Annotated in this window: 20 protein-coding genes; 11 read left to right on the top strand and 9 right to left on the bottom strand. The window is 39.6% G+C overall.

The genetic code is table 11. From position 1 onward, the window contains the following. Positions 1-29 precede the first annotated feature (29 nt). Entirely contained in the window at positions 30-809 is a 780-nt protein-coding gene (locus ACEQ81_RS04470) for a tetratricopeptide repeat protein (protein WP_411029646.1), read from the top strand. 316 nt (positions 810-1125) lie between these two features. After that, positions 1126-1374, top strand: coding sequence for a hypothetical protein (locus tag ACEQ81_RS04465; RefSeq protein ID WP_411029645.1), 249 nt, complete (start codon positions 1126-1128; stop codon positions 1372-1374). Between the two features lie 74 nt (positions 1375-1448). On the opposite strand, the gene ACEQ81_RS04460 is transcribed toward ACEQ81_RS04465, so the two are convergent. After that, a complete protein-coding gene (locus ACEQ81_RS04460; RefSeq protein ID WP_411029644.1) occupies positions 1449-1658 on the bottom strand; it encodes a hypothetical protein in 210 nt (69 codons plus the stop codon). 111 nt (positions 1659-1769) lie between these two features. Here ACEQ81_RS04460 and ACEQ81_RS04455 point away from each other — a divergent pair, with 111 nt between their 5' ends. After that, positions 1770-1988: a helix-turn-helix domain-containing protein gene (locus ACEQ81_RS04455; RefSeq protein WP_411029643.1), complete on the top strand. Its 219-nt coding sequence runs from the start codon at positions 1770-1772 to the stop codon at positions 1986-1988. Between the two features lie 117 nt (positions 1989-2105). On the opposite strand, the gene ACEQ81_RS04450 is transcribed toward ACEQ81_RS04455, so the two are convergent. From ACEQ81_RS04450 to ACEQ81_RS04420, 7 genes are all read right to left on the bottom strand, one after another. Further along, positions 2106-4316: a DUF5916 domain-containing protein gene (locus ACEQ81_RS04450; RefSeq protein WP_411029642.1), complete on the bottom strand. Its 2211-nt coding sequence runs from the start codon at positions 4314-4316 to the stop codon at positions 2106-2108. Position 4317: 1 nt separating this feature from the next. Next, entirely contained in the window at positions 4318-5748 is a 1431-nt protein-coding gene (locus ACEQ81_RS04445; RefSeq protein WP_411029641.1) for a DUF3526 domain-containing protein, read from the bottom strand. 2 nt (positions 5749-5750) lie between these two features. Then, the gene (locus ACEQ81_RS04440) at positions 5751-7157 is read right to left on the bottom strand and encodes an ABC transporter permease (RefSeq protein WP_411029640.1); all 1407 of its coding nucleotides are present in this window, start codon (positions 7155-7157) and stop codon (positions 5751-5753) included. Next, positions 7154-7870 (bottom strand): ABC transporter ATP-binding protein, encoded by a 717-nt coding sequence (locus ACEQ81_RS04435; protein WP_411029639.1) that lies wholly within the window; start codon positions 7868-7870, stop codon positions 7154-7156. The genes ACEQ81_RS04440 and ACEQ81_RS04435 overlap by 4 nt, the downstream gene beginning before the upstream one ends. Positions 7871-7988: 118 nt before the next feature. Further along, on the bottom strand, positions 7989-8351 hold the full coding sequence (locus ACEQ81_RS04430; RefSeq protein ID WP_411029638.1) for a hypothetical protein: 363 nt from the start codon (positions 8349-8351) through the stop codon (positions 7989-7991). Between the two features lie 29 nt (positions 8352-8380). Further along, positions 8381-8977 (bottom strand): type 1 periplasmic binding fold superfamily protein, encoded by a 597-nt coding sequence (locus tag ACEQ81_RS04425; RefSeq protein ID WP_411029637.1) that lies wholly within the window; start codon positions 8975-8977, stop codon positions 8381-8383. Positions 8978-8986: 9 nt separating this feature from the next. Next, positions 8987-11386 (bottom strand): TonB-dependent receptor, encoded by a 2400-nt coding sequence (locus ACEQ81_RS04420; protein ID WP_411029636.1) that lies wholly within the window; start codon positions 11384-11386, stop codon positions 8987-8989. A 541-nt stretch (positions 11387-11927) separates the two neighbouring features. Between ACEQ81_RS04420 and ACEQ81_RS04415 the strand changes: the two genes are divergently transcribed. Beyond that, positions 11928-12575: a GyrI-like domain-containing protein gene (locus ACEQ81_RS04415; RefSeq protein WP_411029635.1), complete on the top strand. Its 648-nt coding sequence runs from the start codon at positions 11928-11930 to the stop codon at positions 12573-12575. A 38-nt stretch (positions 12576-12613) separates the two neighbouring features. Here ACEQ81_RS04415 and ACEQ81_RS04410 read toward each other — a convergent pair whose 3' ends face one another. After that, positions 12614-13060: an SRPBCC family protein gene (locus ACEQ81_RS04410; protein ID WP_411029634.1), complete on the bottom strand. Its 447-nt coding sequence runs from the start codon at positions 13058-13060 to the stop codon at positions 12614-12616. 100 nt (positions 13061-13160) lie between these two features. On the opposite strand from ACEQ81_RS04410, the gene ACEQ81_RS04405 reads away from it, so the two are divergent. The 7 genes from ACEQ81_RS04405 (at position 13161) to ACEQ81_RS04375 (ending at position 17376) form a co-directional block, all read left to right on the top strand. Next, positions 13161-13511, top strand: a complete 351-nt coding sequence (locus tag ACEQ81_RS04405; RefSeq protein ID WP_411029633.1) for a winged helix-turn-helix transcriptional regulator — start codon at positions 13161-13163, stop codon at positions 13509-13511. Between the two features lie 141 nt (positions 13512-13652). Further along, entirely contained in the window at positions 13653-14033 is a 381-nt protein-coding gene (locus tag ACEQ81_RS04400; RefSeq protein ID WP_411029632.1) for an ArsR/SmtB family transcription factor, read from the top strand. Further along, positions 14017-14481: an SRPBCC family protein gene (locus tag ACEQ81_RS04395; RefSeq protein WP_411029631.1), complete on the top strand. Its 465-nt coding sequence runs from the start codon at positions 14017-14019 to the stop codon at positions 14479-14481. Before ACEQ81_RS04400 ends, ACEQ81_RS04395 begins: the two co-directional genes overlap by 17 nt. Before the next feature lie 115 nt (positions 14482-14596). Continuing rightward, positions 14597-14881, top strand: a complete 285-nt coding sequence (locus ACEQ81_RS04390) for a hypothetical protein (RefSeq protein WP_411029630.1) — start codon at positions 14597-14599, stop codon at positions 14879-14881. A 77-nt stretch (positions 14882-14958) separates the two neighbouring features. Further along, the gene (locus ACEQ81_RS04385; protein WP_411029629.1) at positions 14959-15933 is read left to right on the top strand and encodes an NAD(P)-dependent alcohol dehydrogenase; all 975 of its coding nucleotides are present in this window, start codon (positions 14959-14961) and stop codon (positions 15931-15933) included. A gap of 87 nt (positions 15934-16020) precedes the next feature. Further along, a complete protein-coding gene (locus tag ACEQ81_RS04380; RefSeq protein ID WP_411029628.1) occupies positions 16021-16767 on the top strand; it encodes a S1 family peptidase in 747 nt (248 codons plus the stop codon). A 39-nt stretch (positions 16768-16806) separates the two neighbouring features. Continuing rightward, positions 16807-17376, top strand: a complete 570-nt coding sequence (locus tag ACEQ81_RS04375) for a class I SAM-dependent methyltransferase (RefSeq protein WP_411029627.1) — start codon at positions 16807-16809, stop codon at positions 17374-17376. Positions 17377-17427 lie beyond the last annotated feature (51 nt).

Here is a 17427-nt window from a genome sequence, read left to right as displayed (position 1 = left end):
GACCGTTGTAAAACATTTTGAAGAACCAAATGACTAAACAAATAACATTTCTGATTCTGACTTTTATCAGCATTAATATTTTCGCACAAACTGCTGACGAATTAAATGAACAATCAAAAAAATTAATTGAACAGCAGAAATTTGAAGAAGCAATCCCGATTCTAAAAAAGTCGGCTGAATTAGGAAATGCTGAAGCACAATATAATTTAGGTTATTGTTATCGCGCAGGAGCTGGTGTTGAGCAAAATACGGAAAAGGGAATTGAGTGGTTTGCTAAATCTGCTGAGCAAGGATTTAACGATGGACTTTATCAAATGATGATGGCTTACGGAAATGGAGACGGAGTTGAACAAGACTATAAAAAAGCATTTGAATTTGGACTAAAATGTGCCGAAAATGGAGACGGAACTTGTATGTGGAATGTTATCAACTGCTATTATTCAGGAATGGGAGTTGAAAAGAATATGGACAAAATGTTGGAATGGGCAACTCGACTTGGAAAACTTGAAAACCCAGAGAATTTGACAAAAAGCGGTTACATAACGTCAGTTAGATTACAGCTTGCTCAAATGTATAGAGATGGTGGAGAATTAGATAAAGACATTTTTAAAAGCTATCAATGGTTCTTAATATTCAATGAATTTAAAAAGGACTTCTCTTACATTCAACAACAACAGATTGTAAAAGAAATACAAGAATTAGAAACTAAACTGATTTCTGACCAAAAAGCAAACGGACAAAAAGAAGCAGAAAAACTATTAGGAAGACCATTAAAAAATATGGAAAACCTATACAAAGCTGAATTATAAAAAAACGTTTTACAACAATGGCTATAAGTAATTGCTTGTTATCGCCTACTTCTGAAAATCCTCGCGGATTTTCAGTTTGGTGTGTACTTGCAAAGTTGAGTGCTAACCCACGCAACTACTCATAGCCGAGACCGTTGTAAGTAATTGATTTAAAAATGTTTAGAAAATTATTGATTTTATAGCTGTTTTATTTTTAAACTTACTTTCATCATGCGGAGAAAAACAATTTTCAGAATATAATGAGAACGAATTTTATAAAGTCCAAGGAGTTATTATTTCCGCAAAAATGACAAGTACAATATTGGATTCTCCTTTTATGAAAGAAATCAAATATGAATATTTTATAAATGATTCATTGATATTACGAGATTCGGAGAATTTCTCTTTCATGGATATGGAAAAAGGCATCCCTATAGAAGTTCTAGTACATAAGGAAAATCAAGACGTAAGTTTTTATTGGAAAAATGGTTTTTCCGAAAACGTAACACCCTTTCAATTGCTGTATGTTAGAAACAAAATGAAAAAAGCTATGACTGAAATTGAAAAAGCTATGAGTAAGAAATAATAAACTACTGGCAACAAAAGCTATAAGTAATTGGGGATGGTCCTATAGCAATCAGGAAAAAAACTGCTTCTACTCTATTTCCCCTTCCTTAAGGCAAGGACAATGCCCCTTAGGGCAGCAACTACATCCTGAAGGTCTTTACGATGAAAAGTATCTTCCTCTATATAAAACAGCATTTCTATTCCCAAATCTAAATGCCTGGCCAATTCTTCCGAAGAGCCGTAACTGTTTTTGATTAATTCAGAAAAATACGCATCTTTCGGAGTTTCGAAACCATCTTCCATTGTCACAAAGAATTATGACACGAATATATTGATTTATTTCAATAAGTCATAATTTATTATGACTACGTTCTAATTTTATCTATTCAATTTTGTTTTGTTAGTAATAATACCATGTTGACAAGGCAAGAGTTATCGATAAAAATAGGAGACCGAATTAAACAGCTAAGAAAGGATAGAAATATTTCTCAGGCTGAGTTAGGCAGGATGTGTGAAAGGGACAAACAACATATCGAACTAATCGAAAACCATAAGGTTTCTGCCAATACTTACACGCTATACACTATTGCCATAGCACTAAACATTGAACTAAAAGAATTATTCGACTTTTAAGAAAACGTTTGCCAACAGCATGAACAATTAATTGAGGATGGGGCCCAAATTTTATACTGTCCGTATTCCGACAGGGCAAACATCTTAACCGGTTCCCATGGATTTTAGACGCTACGTTTAAAACTGTTTCAAAAACGTAATCTTACTAATAAACTGGGTAGTCTGCCGTACCGGATCAAAAACATCGACTTGTGTATCGTTGAAGACCAAATAAATGAACGACAACGGCATGTATTCCCAACTAAAACGAACATTCCAACGGCCTTGCTCATTAAAACTGTTGTACTGATAAAAAGTAGAAAGTTGTACTCTAGGATTTAGTGCCAATCGAAGATTGGCTGTATATAAATCAGTGTTAAGATCTTCATTTAAGACTCCCACACCATTAATATTATTGTGTTCATAATCCAAGGAAAGGGTTGCATGTGGAATAGGTGCAAAACGTGCAGCTGCGTTTATGGTAGTCCTGGTTCCATTGTAAAAACTACCAAAATCAACTCCAATATCACTAGACCATTTTTTAGAGCGATCCGTATTATAATGCACTAAATAGCGATTATAGAAATAGTTATCTTCTTCAATTTCCAGACCCAGAGGAGCGAAAGCAAAATTAATGTTTTGCCATGTTGGCGTGGTGGAGATTTCCAAAAAACTGTTGTCTTTAAACCATGTGAATATTGGAAAGATATACAAGCTGGCCTGTTGAAAACTGCTTGGATCCGAAGCATCGTGATTGTAATTTACAAACATTCCAGGATCCCAACGTCTTATCCAATTTAGCTTTTTGGGTCTCCAAATATAGTATCCTCCAGGATTGTGCCGTATTACATTGGTCTGTCTTACAAAACCCATCTTGGGACTATAATTGGCATCGGTGTATTCAGTTACCCATCCATAATAATATTTATTGGTGTCGTTTCCGACAAAAATTCTCCCAGCGTACCCGGTTTCTCCAGAAAGTTCATCTACGGAGCTCGAAAATAGATATTGGATGTCCCACTGACTGGTTGGCCGTATTTGTCCGTCTAGTGTAATGGTGGTATTGTTATTGCTTTCCAAGCCCAACGCCGAATAACCGTCGTCTAACCGATGCGTAACCATTAAGCCAATATTATTTTCGTTTCCATAGTTTTTCAAGTATCTAAATACGCCAAAACTAGACCCTGCGGAATTTTCTGTTTCGCGCTGACGTACAAAAAGTCCGGCCAAAGCACTTTTTTCGGTACGCTGCGTGAAACGAGCGCCCACATCAATAGGTGCGGGGGTGGCATTAAATTCTCCCTGTAGCCCTATACGCCTACTAAAAAAAGGGCGAATAGATTGTTGTAGCCCGCCAGCCCAAATACCTGAGTTTTCCAAAAAGAACTGCCGTCTCTCGGGGAAAAAAATATTAAAACGCTCCAGGTTGTTTACAGCAAGATCCACATCGGCTTGTGCAAAATCGGTATTTACGGTCAAATCCAAAACTGTTTTTGGGTTTACCGCCCACTTGGCATCAAAACCTACTTTTGGTTCGTTCAGTTTATCTGTCAGTATACTACCCTCCTTATTTTCATCGTATTGATAAAGGGCATAAGGCTCAACCCTAATATTTGTTGACGGGGGCGGAGCTTCAATACCGGTCAATTTGGCGGCATAGGTCATTCTATAAGGTGTAAAGGACTGTGGTATTGCCGGAAAGGACGATACTTCTATATCTCTTCTGGCATAACGGACCAAGGTGAAACCCAGCTCAATTAAATTACCGGTTTTGGGAAGATTGTAACGTAATGACTTAAAAGGTATGGCCATTTCAACGGTATACCCATTCTCTGTTCTTTGTGTCCTTACTCTCCACAAAGTATTCCAGCCTGTATCAAAGCTATTTCCATTGAAATTTTGAAAATCCCGTTGATTTCCATAGGGCGTGGTTTGGAAACCTTGGGCATACTGTTTTAAATTCTGGGGATCTAGGGCAATCCCAAAAATATCGTTTTCTCCCCAATCGAAGTCTCGCCGTAAATCTTGGATACGTACGCCTTCAATACCTACCGAATCTGCACAAAAGGCACCTACATACAGGTTTTTGTTATCATATAGAAACTTAACTTCCGTTTTATACTTAAGTGTACCGCCCTGTCTGGGTTCCCTCCTAAAAAAGTCAGTGGTTCGGCTAGCGTTCTCCCAATCTGCATCATCTAAATTCCCATCAATTTTAATTTCACCAATTGTTTTGTTCACCACAACTTGAAGTGCAACATCAGGAGGAGAAAAATTGTCGGTTTCATTTTCTTGGGCCAATATTATTTCAGTGCCAAAAAGTAGCAAAAAGAAAAAGATCCTATTCATCTTATAAATTGTTTAAAATAGAATCTGTTTCGAGTTTTCTTGAAACAAAAAATCCAAGCCCAAACAACCCTAGGGAGATCAACATCAAAATAGGCGATTGTGTGAAGACATTTTTGGACTTAACTTTAAATTCAAATTCGGGTAAATCAGCATAATCCTTTTGGGAAAAGTCTCTGTTGTTATAAAGGAAAGGCATAAAATGCTCTCGCCAAGTCTTGGCAAAACCAATGACCTGTTTCCTAAAATCTTCATAGTCGTCGGTTGCTGTACCCGCCATCTCGTTTAAGGACTCCTGGGTAATGATAGCAGGAGAAATCCACTTGAATTGATCTAACCAACGCTGTCGTTTGCGCAGTTGGATTTCATAGGTTTGTACCACTGGTTCCAATTCTTTTTTAATCAATTTTTTGGAAGCCATATAGCGATGATAAAATCCTCGAGATTGCGTAGTGTCGTTTATGGCATATTCTGGATGGTCCCTCAGAAAATTATCCAAAATCTCATCTTGCTTTTTGGTTACATCCGATTTCATTTTACGCATCTCATTAATCATCAGAGTCCGCGAAGGCATTGGATAGAGGGTATTACTCAGCTGATTTAACACGGAAGGCATTAATAATACAAAAACCACCCATAGCCCCAAAAGAGAGATGGCGTTCTTTGCCGAACTACCGACCAGGAGGTTCACCAAAAAAGCAAGCGCGAACCAAAAGAGCATATAAGTAAGGATTAAGCCCAACACCCCTAGGAAGGCTTCAATTTGTAGCCCAATGTTTAGACCTAAAACCAAAAAAACTATGGTCATTGAGATAATTACTAAAATGGATAGGCAAAAAAAACGTAGGGCAAGTTTTTGCAATACCCAAGTTTGAATGCTTATGGGCTGGGCTGCCAGCAATTTTAACGTACCGCTTTCCTTTTCGGACGAGAGGACATTATATGAAAATGCGATAATTAACAGCGGCAAGAGATACACAATGACAAAGGCCACGTCAAAACTGCCGAACAATAGCTGTACCGGACTTGTCATTTCGGTAAAGTTCAATGCAAAATCATCCCCAGAAACGGTAGGTTTGACGTAGTGGGTAAAAAGGTCGGCCTGGCCCGTGGAAAGAAAAGCCATGGGTTGGGGTTCCATTGCTGCAACCCTTGGATGATAATTCCCTACCGCTATGGGGCTTGTGGGAATAGTCCACCTAGAGACGTTAACCGTCATCCCTCTTTCTACGGAGTCTAAAAGTTTTAACATCATCTCATCATTTTCCTTCACTTCATCAATGGCAGCGACAATGTCATTTTTACGCTTTTGTACCTTTTGTTTACCGTTAAAGGCCGAAAACCCAAATAGCAGTAATAAAAGGATACTTAACAACTGTATCCAACGGCTACGCAGTAACTGTTTTAATTCGTATTGAAAATTGTATGGTAACATGGTTAAATGGTTTTTGTGGTGAATAATAACAATCCAAAAGAAGCCAAGAGCCAGAGACCCAAGATCTCCAGGTTGGATGTATTTTGGGATAAAATAGAACGTAGTTCTGCTGGTTCATAATCAAAGGCAGGTAGGCTCTTCCAGAAGTCCGCATCGGCCCTATAGGACCAATTGCCATATTCGGAATTATCCGCAAAATTTTCATTCAAAAACTTTTGGGTGGCAATACGGTAGTTTTCTGCGGCATCGGCAAAGCCCCAATGCGTATCATAGTCTGTTTGGGCAATGGCCATACTTAAAAAGCGGGTTGGGAGATAAGGTGAAATTGCCGCTAAATTTCTATAAACGGTTGATTGTTGAACAAACTGCTCCCTCAGGTAATTATAATGTTTAAAATAGACCTCTGCCTCGTGTTCTTCACCCTTTTGCATCCGATAGGCATCAAAATTGAAAGGCAGTTGTTGTAAACTATCCACGCCATATTCTTTGAGTACTTCTTCTTCCAAAAGTTTGGCTTCCTTGCTCCAAGGGTTATGGCCATCCAATCCTTCTTTCTTGTTCTTTATTACATTCGCCGCAAACTCTTGCCGGGTAGGGTATGGATGTTTGGTTTCGGCGATATTACTTGCCGCCTTGGGTGCGGCCAAACAAGCTATAATCCATACACTAAGCGATACTACCAAGGAGATTCCGGATTTTTTTGTCTTTGCAGAAATAAGTAAGACTATATTGATAAAAATGATGTAGTATAACACATAAACCACAAACATCATAAACAAGGAACTCCAACTAAACACACCAAAATCCCTTAGGTTACCTAGGAGTACCCCCGCAACTAAAAACAAAATGGTTATAGCCAAAAAGATGGGCAGGAACAATGCCGCCCACTTTCCCAAAACCCACTTCCAGATTGAGATTCCCTGACTTTTGAGCAAAGTTAAAGTACCCATTTCATGTTCTTTTGTAAAGCTATTATAGCCCAATAGAATTATGAGTAAGGGAATGATGAACAAGAGTATAAAATCTGGGGTTAATTCCCCGAAACGTGCCAAACCTGTCTGATCCGCAGCTGCGCTGAACTGGGCCTCGTTGCGCTTATGGGCCTCTAAAAAGATGGACGTCCCTGCATATTTGTCAACTCCCTGATCTACAAGTGAAAGGGGATATTTTGGTTTAAAGGCATATGTGCCATAATGTGCCGCCGAATGCGGGTTTTTTTCACCTTGGTTATCCCAAATTGCACGTTCCGCGGTTTTAGCCGCAGCATATTGTTCATTAACATTTTGATACTGTTTGGCACTAATCCATACCGCAACTCCCAACAGTAGCATTACAATAAGGAAGGCAATACGAACACGACCTTCACGCAATAATTCCTTAATTTCCTTTAAAAGTGTTTTTAAAATCATGACGCCAGTTCTTTATATTCCATTGTTTTAAGATAGATATGCTCTAGTTCAGAGAGGGAAATATTATCCGCCACAAATTGCTGTTTCAACCGGCCATCTTTCATAATTCCAATATGTGTGGCTACCTCCTTGGCCCTGAAGAGATCGTGTGTTGCCATAAGTGTGGCCACTCCTTTTACTCTTAGTTTTTGCAGTAACTGACCAAATTCATTACTGGCCTTGGGGTCTAATCCGGATGTAGGCTCATCTAACAATAGTACTTTTACATCCTTGGCCAAGGCAATGGCAATGCCCACTTTTTGGCGCATCCCTTTCGAAAAAGTACTAATACGCTTATTGAATGCCTCAGGCTGAAGCCCTGCTTCATTCAAAAACTCTTTCATGGTATTCACAGTAAGTTTTTTACCGGCAATACCAGAAAAATAATCCAAATTCTCCATGGCTGTCAAACTAGGATAGAGCATTAGGTTTTCTGGTATATAGGACAAGAATCGCTTTGTAGATCTTTTATTTTCATTGACATTCAATTGATTGATAAAAGCGCTTCCCGAGGTAGGGGCAATAAAACCCAATAGGAGATTAATAGTGGTTGTTTTTCCGGCACCGTTGGCTCCGAGAAGGCAAAAAATATCTCCTTCTTTTACACTAAGGTTCAATTCGTCCAGAGCCGTCTGGTCACCGTACTTTTTTGTAAGGTTATTAGCAATAATCATAGTTATAAATTTTAAAATGGTGGTGTGGTAAAATGTATACGGTCATTATATTGGCCGCAAAATGCACATAATCAATAGATAAAGACAGAATCTTTATCCGAACGTAAATAAGTGAATCTCAATAATTAAAAGGAGGCCCTCTAAGGGAGTAAGCTGAAAATGATGGGCAGAAAAAAAGTGATTTCCGGAAGTATATTTTTGGAGAAACACCGATAATCAGATGAAAAATAACGGGAACAAAAAACAGGTAGTAGGTTTTACCCGATAATTTTGCGCAGAGTTCACAGGCAAAGCTAGCCTCATGGATTTGCGTATCGGACGCGCTGTTCTCTATATGAACATCGGATACGTGAGAAGTAAAGACATGATAGGTATGAAAAGATACTTGTAACAACATAAAAGTTGTTAGCGCCAGACTATACCATATTTTTGTCTTTTCTCTTTTCATTGTGTAAAGAGAGTGAAGTAGCTCCACTCTCATTGATTCATTGATTTTAACTAGGTACCACCCTATTGAATGGTAAGGTCAAATGTCTGGGTAATATCTGTTTCACCCCCTCCATCGGCCAAAGTACCGTCATTGGGTTTTTTAGGCTCGTGACGTAGCGTAACCGCTAAGGTTCCAGAACTAGCATCGGTTGTTGTAACCGTAAAAACGATGCCAACCGGATTTGTTGAAGTAAAGTTTACACCCGTTTCAGCGGATACGTAATCCGACTCATCGTCTTCGTAAGCCATTGTAGCATTTAGGCCTCCACCAACAACGAAAAAGAATTGGTGCTCATCTGCCTCCCCTTCTATCTCTTCATTGACATTTTCCGCCGGTGTCTCCGTCTCATTCAATAATACTACACCACCATCATAAACGGTGTTTGCCGTTAGGTCTCCCGATACGTCTACCTCTGGGGGGTTAGGGCCATCGCCATCTAAGTCCCTAGATACTAATGTAACGGTATCACCACCTCCTTGTGGTATTAAGGTCACTGTCATTGTGGTTATGGTTTCCTCCTCATTAACTGGATCTGGATTTGCATCATCGTCATCGGAACATGCAAGAAATAGGGTGCCTGTAAAGGCCATCATAGATAAGAATTTGATTGTTTTCATAATTTGTATTTAATAGTTAAACTTTAATTGAATCATAATATTTCTGCCTAAATCATCAGCAAAAAAGCGTTGACGGTTTAGGTAATCTCTGTACTTGGTATCCAAAAGGTTATTCACCACAAGTGAGGTGGTGAGGTTCATATGCTTTCTTAGGGGAAATTCAATCTTGGCCCGAAGGTCCATAAGGTGATAGGCCTTTGGAGGGGTATTGATTTCCAATAGCACATTTTGTTGTTGTTCTGGGGAAAAAACGGATATGTTGGCCGGAACTTCGTTTTGGCGGAATACATATTGGCTTTGCAGTGAAACTTCAAAATTTTTCCATTCTGGTTTGGCAAAGGTTATTTTGTTCCTTAAACGGGCAGCAGGCATATTGATCAGCGGAATATCATTTTGGGTATCTCTTCCTTTTACTAGGGAAAATCGATGTTCGGTTCGCCAATGTTTTTCCCAATCGGCATAGATAAAGGTATCAACACCGAGCAGCCTTGCATTGGTCTGACGATATTCCCATACGGGAAAGGCACCCCGTATTGTAAATTCTACACCTGAGGGTTCAAGCAATAAAAAGTCGTCTACCCAATTCGCAAAGGGTTCCAACTTAAATCCCCATTTGGCGAAGTCTTTATGGTAAGAGGCGGCAATTTTGTGCGACTTTTCACTATCTACCCTCAAATCCCCCAATTCAATCCTTGCTGCTGAATGATGCAACCCATCACTGAATAATTCGGAGGGGTTCGGTGCTCTTTGGGCCAAGGTATAATTGACCTTTAAACCAGAATCATTATCAACGCTATAATTTCCCCCCAAGGTTCCCGAAACGTTGTGGAAATTGAAAACCGGATTAACCAGTAATTGGGTGCCAAGATCTTCGATAATCAGATCTTGAAATTCGGTATCGTATCCCCTTTCTTCCCATCGCGAGGTTTGGTAGAATTTTTTGGCATCTATCCTAGTAAAATCGTACCGCAAACCGCCCTCCAGCAACAACTTATCATCAATTTGATATTCCCCGGTGAAAAAACCGCCAAAATCGAATTTTTCATAGTCTGGTATCAACCGTCTAACCCCAGTATCGGGATTGGCAAAATTTTCCTGATATCTTCCCAAAAGTCCGGCCTGCAACTGAACTTTTTCCTTGGCATCCCATTTAAAATCTGTAGACAGGGTGTGTGTTGCGAGTTTAAGATCTATGGAAGCCCGGTCTCCCCTTTCTCCCCTACGAACATCAAATTCAAACCTTCGGTTGTTTTGGTAATCGTACTGAAAATTCAATTTGCCAAGACCTTCGAACCGCTTATAAAACCGTAATTTCCCTAAATGATGGGTAACTTCTTGTCTAGGGTTTTGCAAATCGTATGTAAAAGGTCTAACAATCTCCGGTTGCCCATTATTGATACTTCTAATTAAATCATCTACATTACCTATATGAGAGGCTCTTAAAATTGCTATTTCTGAATTGAAGTAGCTATATCTGGCATCCCATCCCCAGGTAAACTCTTGCTTTCCAAATTCTATACTACCTCCTGTTTCCTGAATCCCGGAGTTAGACAATATATAATCTGGTGCTTCAAGATCTCCTAATCGTTTGAAGGAGCCCTGGCCCTTAATAAACCAGCCATTTTTAAAGGCTCTAACGAGTTCAGTGTTAACATTGCCGCCACGGCCATTGGAGACCCCGTTGATCATGGTTTTGCCATATAATGTGTCTTTGATGGGAATTCTTGCCCTATCCAATAGGATTACACCTCCTATAGCATCACCACCATACTGCAGTGCCGAAGCCCCTTTGATTACAGAAACGGAACCTGCGCTGTTGATATCAATATTAGGTGCATGTTCGTCTCCCCATTCCATGTCTTGCATTCGTACACCATCGTTCAAGATTAAAACACGACTGCCGTTTAGGCCATGAATGGTTGGTTTTACAATGTTGGCACCTGTATTGAGCGAAGAAACCCCTCCCAATTCCTTCAACGCATCACCCAAGCTACCAGAACTATATAGTTCCAGCGTTTTTAGCTTTAATTTTTCCTCTTGGGCAGAATTGGTTTTATCGTTTATGACATCCCCAAAAACTTTAACTTCTTCCAGTTCTTCGAGATGATGTTCCAATTTGATGTTTAATTGGGTGTTTCCGTCCACCTCTACATTGATTAAGAGTGTCTTGCACTCGGGGTGCGATACTTCTAACTGGTATGGTCCCGGGCACAAATCCGAGATTATAAAACTTCCCGTTAAGTCCGAAGCTATCTCCAATGATTTGCCTACTATGCTTATTCTAGCGTTTTCCAAAGGTGCTTTGCTATGATAGTCCGTTACCTTCCCCGTTAGGGTATTCCTGCATTCCTGCGCTACCGAGCCCAAAGGTGTAATAGCCAAAAGAATGATTAAAAGCAGTGCTTTCATTCTCAATTTAATAATATGATGAATTAGGTAGGTTTCTTAGACGAAACCTAAGAAGACTTGGTATGAATTAAACCAAGGAAGCTGGCGGCGGCCTAGAAAAGAGCCGGAAGTAATAAATTGCAGTTTTAGATGGCCGATAAGAAAATGTCCGAGGAACATCATCCATTATTGCAGGCGCTGATAGAACCTCAACATCCACAAAGAAATGTATATCGGACGTCAAATTTTCAAGCGCCACATCACAGACCATACAATTTTCAATATTGTCCGCACTTGTGTCATCATGAGCGTATATATGAAAGGCAGACACCTTAACCAAAATCAAGGTGCTGAAAAAGAAAAACCCTAACAAGTTTTTAAAACCGCTCATTCGATCCCAAAGTTACAATTTCCAAATTAAAGTTTTATGTTAAGAAAATTGTAATGTTTACTCGGGAATTGCAAATATTTTGGTGTTGTTCCTAAATACTAAAGAAGTAGCTTTGGAATAAAGCCCCTGACATAGGGCTGTCACCTTTACCCCTTACATTTGTTTTATAAAATGTTAGCGGAATTACTTATGAAACACGAGTGGCGAAAAAAGGAAAAGCACATTTACCTGCCTAAAACCCAGCCCGAAATAATAACGCTTAAGGAATACAATTTTCTTACCATTGCTGGGGAAGGTAATCCTAACAGCAAATTCTTTTCGGAATATATAGGTGTGTTGTATGCGGTCTCGTATGCTATAAAAATGACCTTGAAAAAAGTGCCCAAGCCCCATGGGTATTATGATTATACCGTTTATCCCTTGGAAGGGGTATGGGATATTAACGAAGAAGCCAAGAAAGTTTATGAAGGCAAGATCAACAAAGACGATCTGGTCTTTACCTTAATGATAAGGCAGCCCAACTTCGTTAATAAAGAATTCGTAGAAAGCATGATTCAACTAACAAAGGAGAAAAAGCCTCATGTATTATTGGAAAAAGTAAAATTTGAAAAAATAACGGAGGGTAAATGTGTTCAAATGATGCATTTGGGAAGCTATGACAATGAGTCGGAGACTTTTGAGGTAATGGAAACCTTTGCGGAAAAGAACAACCTTGTTAGACCCTCAAAAGTGCACCGGGAAATTTACCTGTCGGATTTTAGAAAGGTGACACCGGAAAAATTAAAAACCGTACTCAGGTTCAAAGTAACTTCAAATTAACTAAATTTTGAATCTTTATCAATACATTGAAACATGCGCTAATCGCCATGGTAAAGTTTGGTTTCCGTAGGGTATGGGGTTCCCTCACCGGTCTCCAGATATTGTTTTAGACTTAGCAGGTAAACTGTCCATTTAGAAGTAAAATACGTTAGGGATTCCTGATCTTCTTCGGCTATATTTTGATGTGTATGTGTTAAGAATACCTGCCCTTCCTTCTCTTCAATATCAAAAACCAATTGGGTATCGTTCCAAGTTTTAAAGCTATCAAAACAGGTCAAAACCAGGTGCTCGTTTGTAACCAGCGCATCACACCTAAAGAAAAGTGTGGTCAATTCTTTAAAATCCAGTTGAAGCATTTCGCCAATCGCTACACTTCCGCTTGCACTGCTGGCCCACCATTTTTGAAGTCCCTCTGGGGTAGCTATGGCTTGGAACATTTTTTCCCTGGTTGTCTTGGCACCTATAAAATGAGTGGTTTTTTGCATCACATATATTAGTTCCCCAAAGTTACCTTTATTGGTCTAAATTTGTAACTATAAAATGCCGTTACAGATAAAATTCTGGTGACTTAAAAGTAACCAACCCATGGGACGAAATATAATAGACAACCCTACAGGCTGTGCCCTCACCAGGGCTATGAACATTATAGGCAGCAAGTGGAAACCGCTGATTATTTACCTTATAGGAACAAAAAACGGTAACAAGCCGTTACGTTTTGGCAAAATAAACGCCATTTTACATTATATCTCCAAACGTGTTCTTGTGGAACAACTGAAAGAATTGGAGCAAGATGGGTTATTGATAAGAAAAAAGTTTAAGGAAATACCGCCAAGGGTAGAATACTCCCTATCCGAAAAAGGAATGGCCCTGTTACCTGTATTGGATAGAATATGCGAATGGAGCGATAGCGAGATGAAAGCAACAGATTTTGGTTAAACACTTTTTAACTGACGTAGCATCACTTCTTACCTTGGGTTAAATGCCTTACGGGAAGTTGCCCGCCCCTGTCTTCACTCCTTTTAACAATAAAAAATAAATCTAAGCTAATTTTTTTTACAAATAAATTTGCGTAACCAAATGATTACATATATATTTGTAACCAATCAGTTACGCATTAAGATGAGAAGAGACGTTTTTCAGGCCATTGCAGATCCCATAAGAAGGGATATTATAGGGCTGTTGGCACAAGAGGCCATGACCGTCAATGCTATTGCGGAACAGTTTGAAATAAGTAGGCCGGCCATTTCAAAACACCTTAAAATTCTTGATGAATGCGGGCTACTACAAATTACCCAAAGTGGTAGGGAACGCCATTGCCAAATTAACCCTTACCAACTTATGACCGTAGCAGATTGGCTAGAGCAATACCGCCAACTCTGGGAACAGAAATTAGACTCTTTTGAAGAATACCTCGATATTTTAAAAACTAAAAATAATAAAGATGACCAAAACAAGTGATATTTCTAAACGTACCCTTACCTTAAAAAGAACCTTCAATGCGCCCATATCATTAGTATGGGAAGCTTGGACCCAACCTCAGCATATTGCACAGTGGTGGGGACCCAAAGGAATGGAAACCAGAGTAATTGAACACAATTTTGAAGTTGGTGGTCAGTGGAAATATGCCATGACCATGCCCGATGGCAAGGAATTTATCGCCGAAGGGGTATACTCGGAAATTGTAGCTTTAGAAAAGATAATCTCATCAGCAGATTTTAAACCCATGACCGAAGGGGTAGAAATACAGGCACTATTCCAGGAAGATGGGGACAAGACACATTTTACCTTTAATTGTGTGCACGCCACAGAGGAATACTGCAAACAACAAGAACAAATGGGCTTCTATAATGGTTGGGGTTCTGTATTTGAAAGGCTGGCAGCTCATTTAAACGATCCTGAAGATTAATGAAAATGATCCCTTTGCTTAGGTAACCCATCATGTTTTCTTCAAAATAATAGTACCTTGGTGTAACAAAGTGCTCCTAACAACTACCTATAAATACAACTAATCTTAACATATTATGGGAGGTGAAGGAAGTATGGCCAGTGCAATACTGAGCCTAAAGCAAAACAGAGCACTTTTAAGAAAACGCAGCTTCAAGGAAGTTCGTGATCTTTATTTACAAGGATCGGAAAAGACCAAAATAGATTTCAAAAAAGTAAGTCCGGAAGAATTAGCACTCATTAAACAACGGATAAGAAGGCAGCATCGTAAATCGGTAAAGCAGGATATCATAATTACTCTAGTTTCTATTGCCCTATCCCTAGGATTGATCTATTTTATCTTTTGGTGGTCTTTCCTGTAACATACCTTCTAATAAATCGTCTTCATATAGGTTGATATCCTTACGTAAAAGAACATCAAAACATATCTATTTCATTTATGAAAGCAGTAGTATGCACCAAATATGGCCCGCCAGAGGTTCTTCAACTACGGGAATTGAAAAAACCAATTCCCCAAAAAAACGAAGTACTCATAAAAGTGTATGCTACCACTGTTTCGGCTGCGGATTTTAGGGTCCGAAGTTTTACCGTACCCAAATCGGTAAGGTTCTTGGTAAAGCTTGCCCTAGGTTTTAAAAAACCCCGAAAAGACATCTTGGGCATGGAACTCTCAGGGGTGGTGGAAGCAATAGGGGCCAATGTTACCAAATTTAAAAGAGGTGATCAGATCTTTGCTGCCACGCTAAAAAACTTTGGAGCCTATGCCGAGTACAACTGCCTACCCCAAGATGGGCCCATGGTTCTAAAACCAATAAATCTCAGTTTTGAAGAGGCTGCTGCCATCCCTATCGGTGCAAGGACCGCCTTACACTTTCTTAAAAAGGCAAATATAAAAGAAGGGCAAAAAGTTTTGATTTACGGAGCTTCAGGCAGTGTAGGCACGTATGCTGTGCAGCTAGCAAAACATTTTGGGGCAGAAGTAACCGGCGTTTGTAGTGATACCAACCTAAACTTGGTAAAATCCCTAGGAGCTCAAAAGGTAATTGATTATACTAAAAAAGACTTCGTTCAACAGTTGGAAGAGTACGACATCATTCTTTTGGCGGTGGATAAACTTCCCTTTCACATCTGTAATCAGCATTTAAAAAAGGAAGGAATTTATATGAACGTAACCGAGCCGTTCCCAAGCTGGGCCATGATCTGGGCTTCAATTACCACCAAAAAGAAAATGGTGATGAGTAACAACTCGCCCGAAACGGCCAAAGCACTTCTCTATATAAAGGATCTTGTGGAAAAAGGTGTCCTAAAACCGGTAATGGACCGCGCCTATCCCTTAGACCAAATAGTACAGGCACATGCATACGTTGACAAAGGTCATAAAAAGGGAAATGTGGTCATAACTGTATTTCCATAATTATTGTATTTTTTTGCAGTGATTAGCAATGCCTTTTTTGTAAACATAAAATCCTTACATTTAAACTTGCTATCTTAGATTTACTACATGAAAAAATTACCTCTAGCTGTTGTTGTTTTAACAGTATCCTATCTATGTATGGGTCTTATTGTTAGGCACGATGTGTCTTTGGATAAGTTTATATCCCTAGGGAAAGATTATCCGCAAATTTGTCATTTGGCAGATGGAGAAGGTGCCCTTATAGCCCAGAACTGGGTGCTTACAGCCGCACATGCTGCAGTTGTATTAAAAGAGGAATTAGACAACGGGCTTACACCAGAAGTCATTATAGACGAAGAACAATACCCCGTAGAAAAAGTAGTGTTACACCCAAATTTTGAACTGACCAATACCTCAATTACAAGTGATATTGCCCTAATTAAAATTAAAAAAGCAGTAACCCATATCCCAATTGCCAAGTTATACAATGACAAAGACGAAAAGGGAAAACAGATTGTTCTTGTGGGCAGGGGCGATTTTGGTACGGGATTAACCGGACCGCAAAAAACCGACAAGATAACCAGGGCGGCCACCAACAGGGTAGATGGCACTAGGGGAGATTGGATATATTTTACGTTTGATGCGCCTGGCTCCGACAATGCCACTCCCATGGAAGGCGTTAGCGGTCCTGGGGACAGTGGAGGCCCAGCTTTTGTAGATATTGCAGGAGAACGTTATATATTGGGCGTCAGTTCGCATCAAATGGACAATGGGCAGGAAGGAGTTTATGGTGTAATAGAAAACTATACCCGCGTAAGTGCATACAAAACTTGGATTACGGAGCAAATACAATAAGTAGCCGTACTGGGTAACCGTCCCGTTATAAACAGATCTATGAAAGGAGAATATTATAAAACCAAAGAATCTGTGGCGGAATATGCCAAGCTTGCCAAAGATGTCCATGGTGGCGATCTTATTGAAAAATTGAAGGTATTTCTCCCCGCCGAGGCCACAATCCTGGAGATTGGATCTGGTCCGGGTACGGATTGGAACATACTTTCCCAAACCCATAAAACCGTAGGTTCCGATAATTCTTTGGAGTTCTTAAAATACCTTTCCGCAAAATTTCCTAAAGGTAGTTTTTTAGAGTTGGATGCGGTTACCCTGAAGACTGAGAAAAAGTTCTACGCCCTATACTCCAATAAAGTATTACATCACCTCCAAGACCAAGAGCTCGCAGCTTCCATTCAACGACAACATAGTATCCTAGAAGCTGATGGTATTATCTGCCATTCGTTTTGGAGGGGTGAAGGCTCCGAAGTATTTAAGGGCCTGTTCGTAAATTACCATACCAAGGCAGGTTTAAGGCAATTTTTTGAGCCTTATTTTGAGGTTGCGCTTCTAGAAAATTATGCGGAGTTTGACGAAGGTGATTCCGTACTTCTTATCGGACGAAGGAAATAGCGATATTCTATACTTACCCATACTGGTCTTTACAGCACTTTTTGTACTTTA

Origin of the sequence: Spongiimicrobium sp. 3-5 (assembly GCF_046557915.1) — a bacterium.
GTDB lineage: Bacteria > Bacteroidota > Bacteroidia > Flavobacteriales > Flavobacteriaceae > JBHEBG01.
This window is presented reverse-complemented; position numbering and strand designations above follow the sequence as displayed.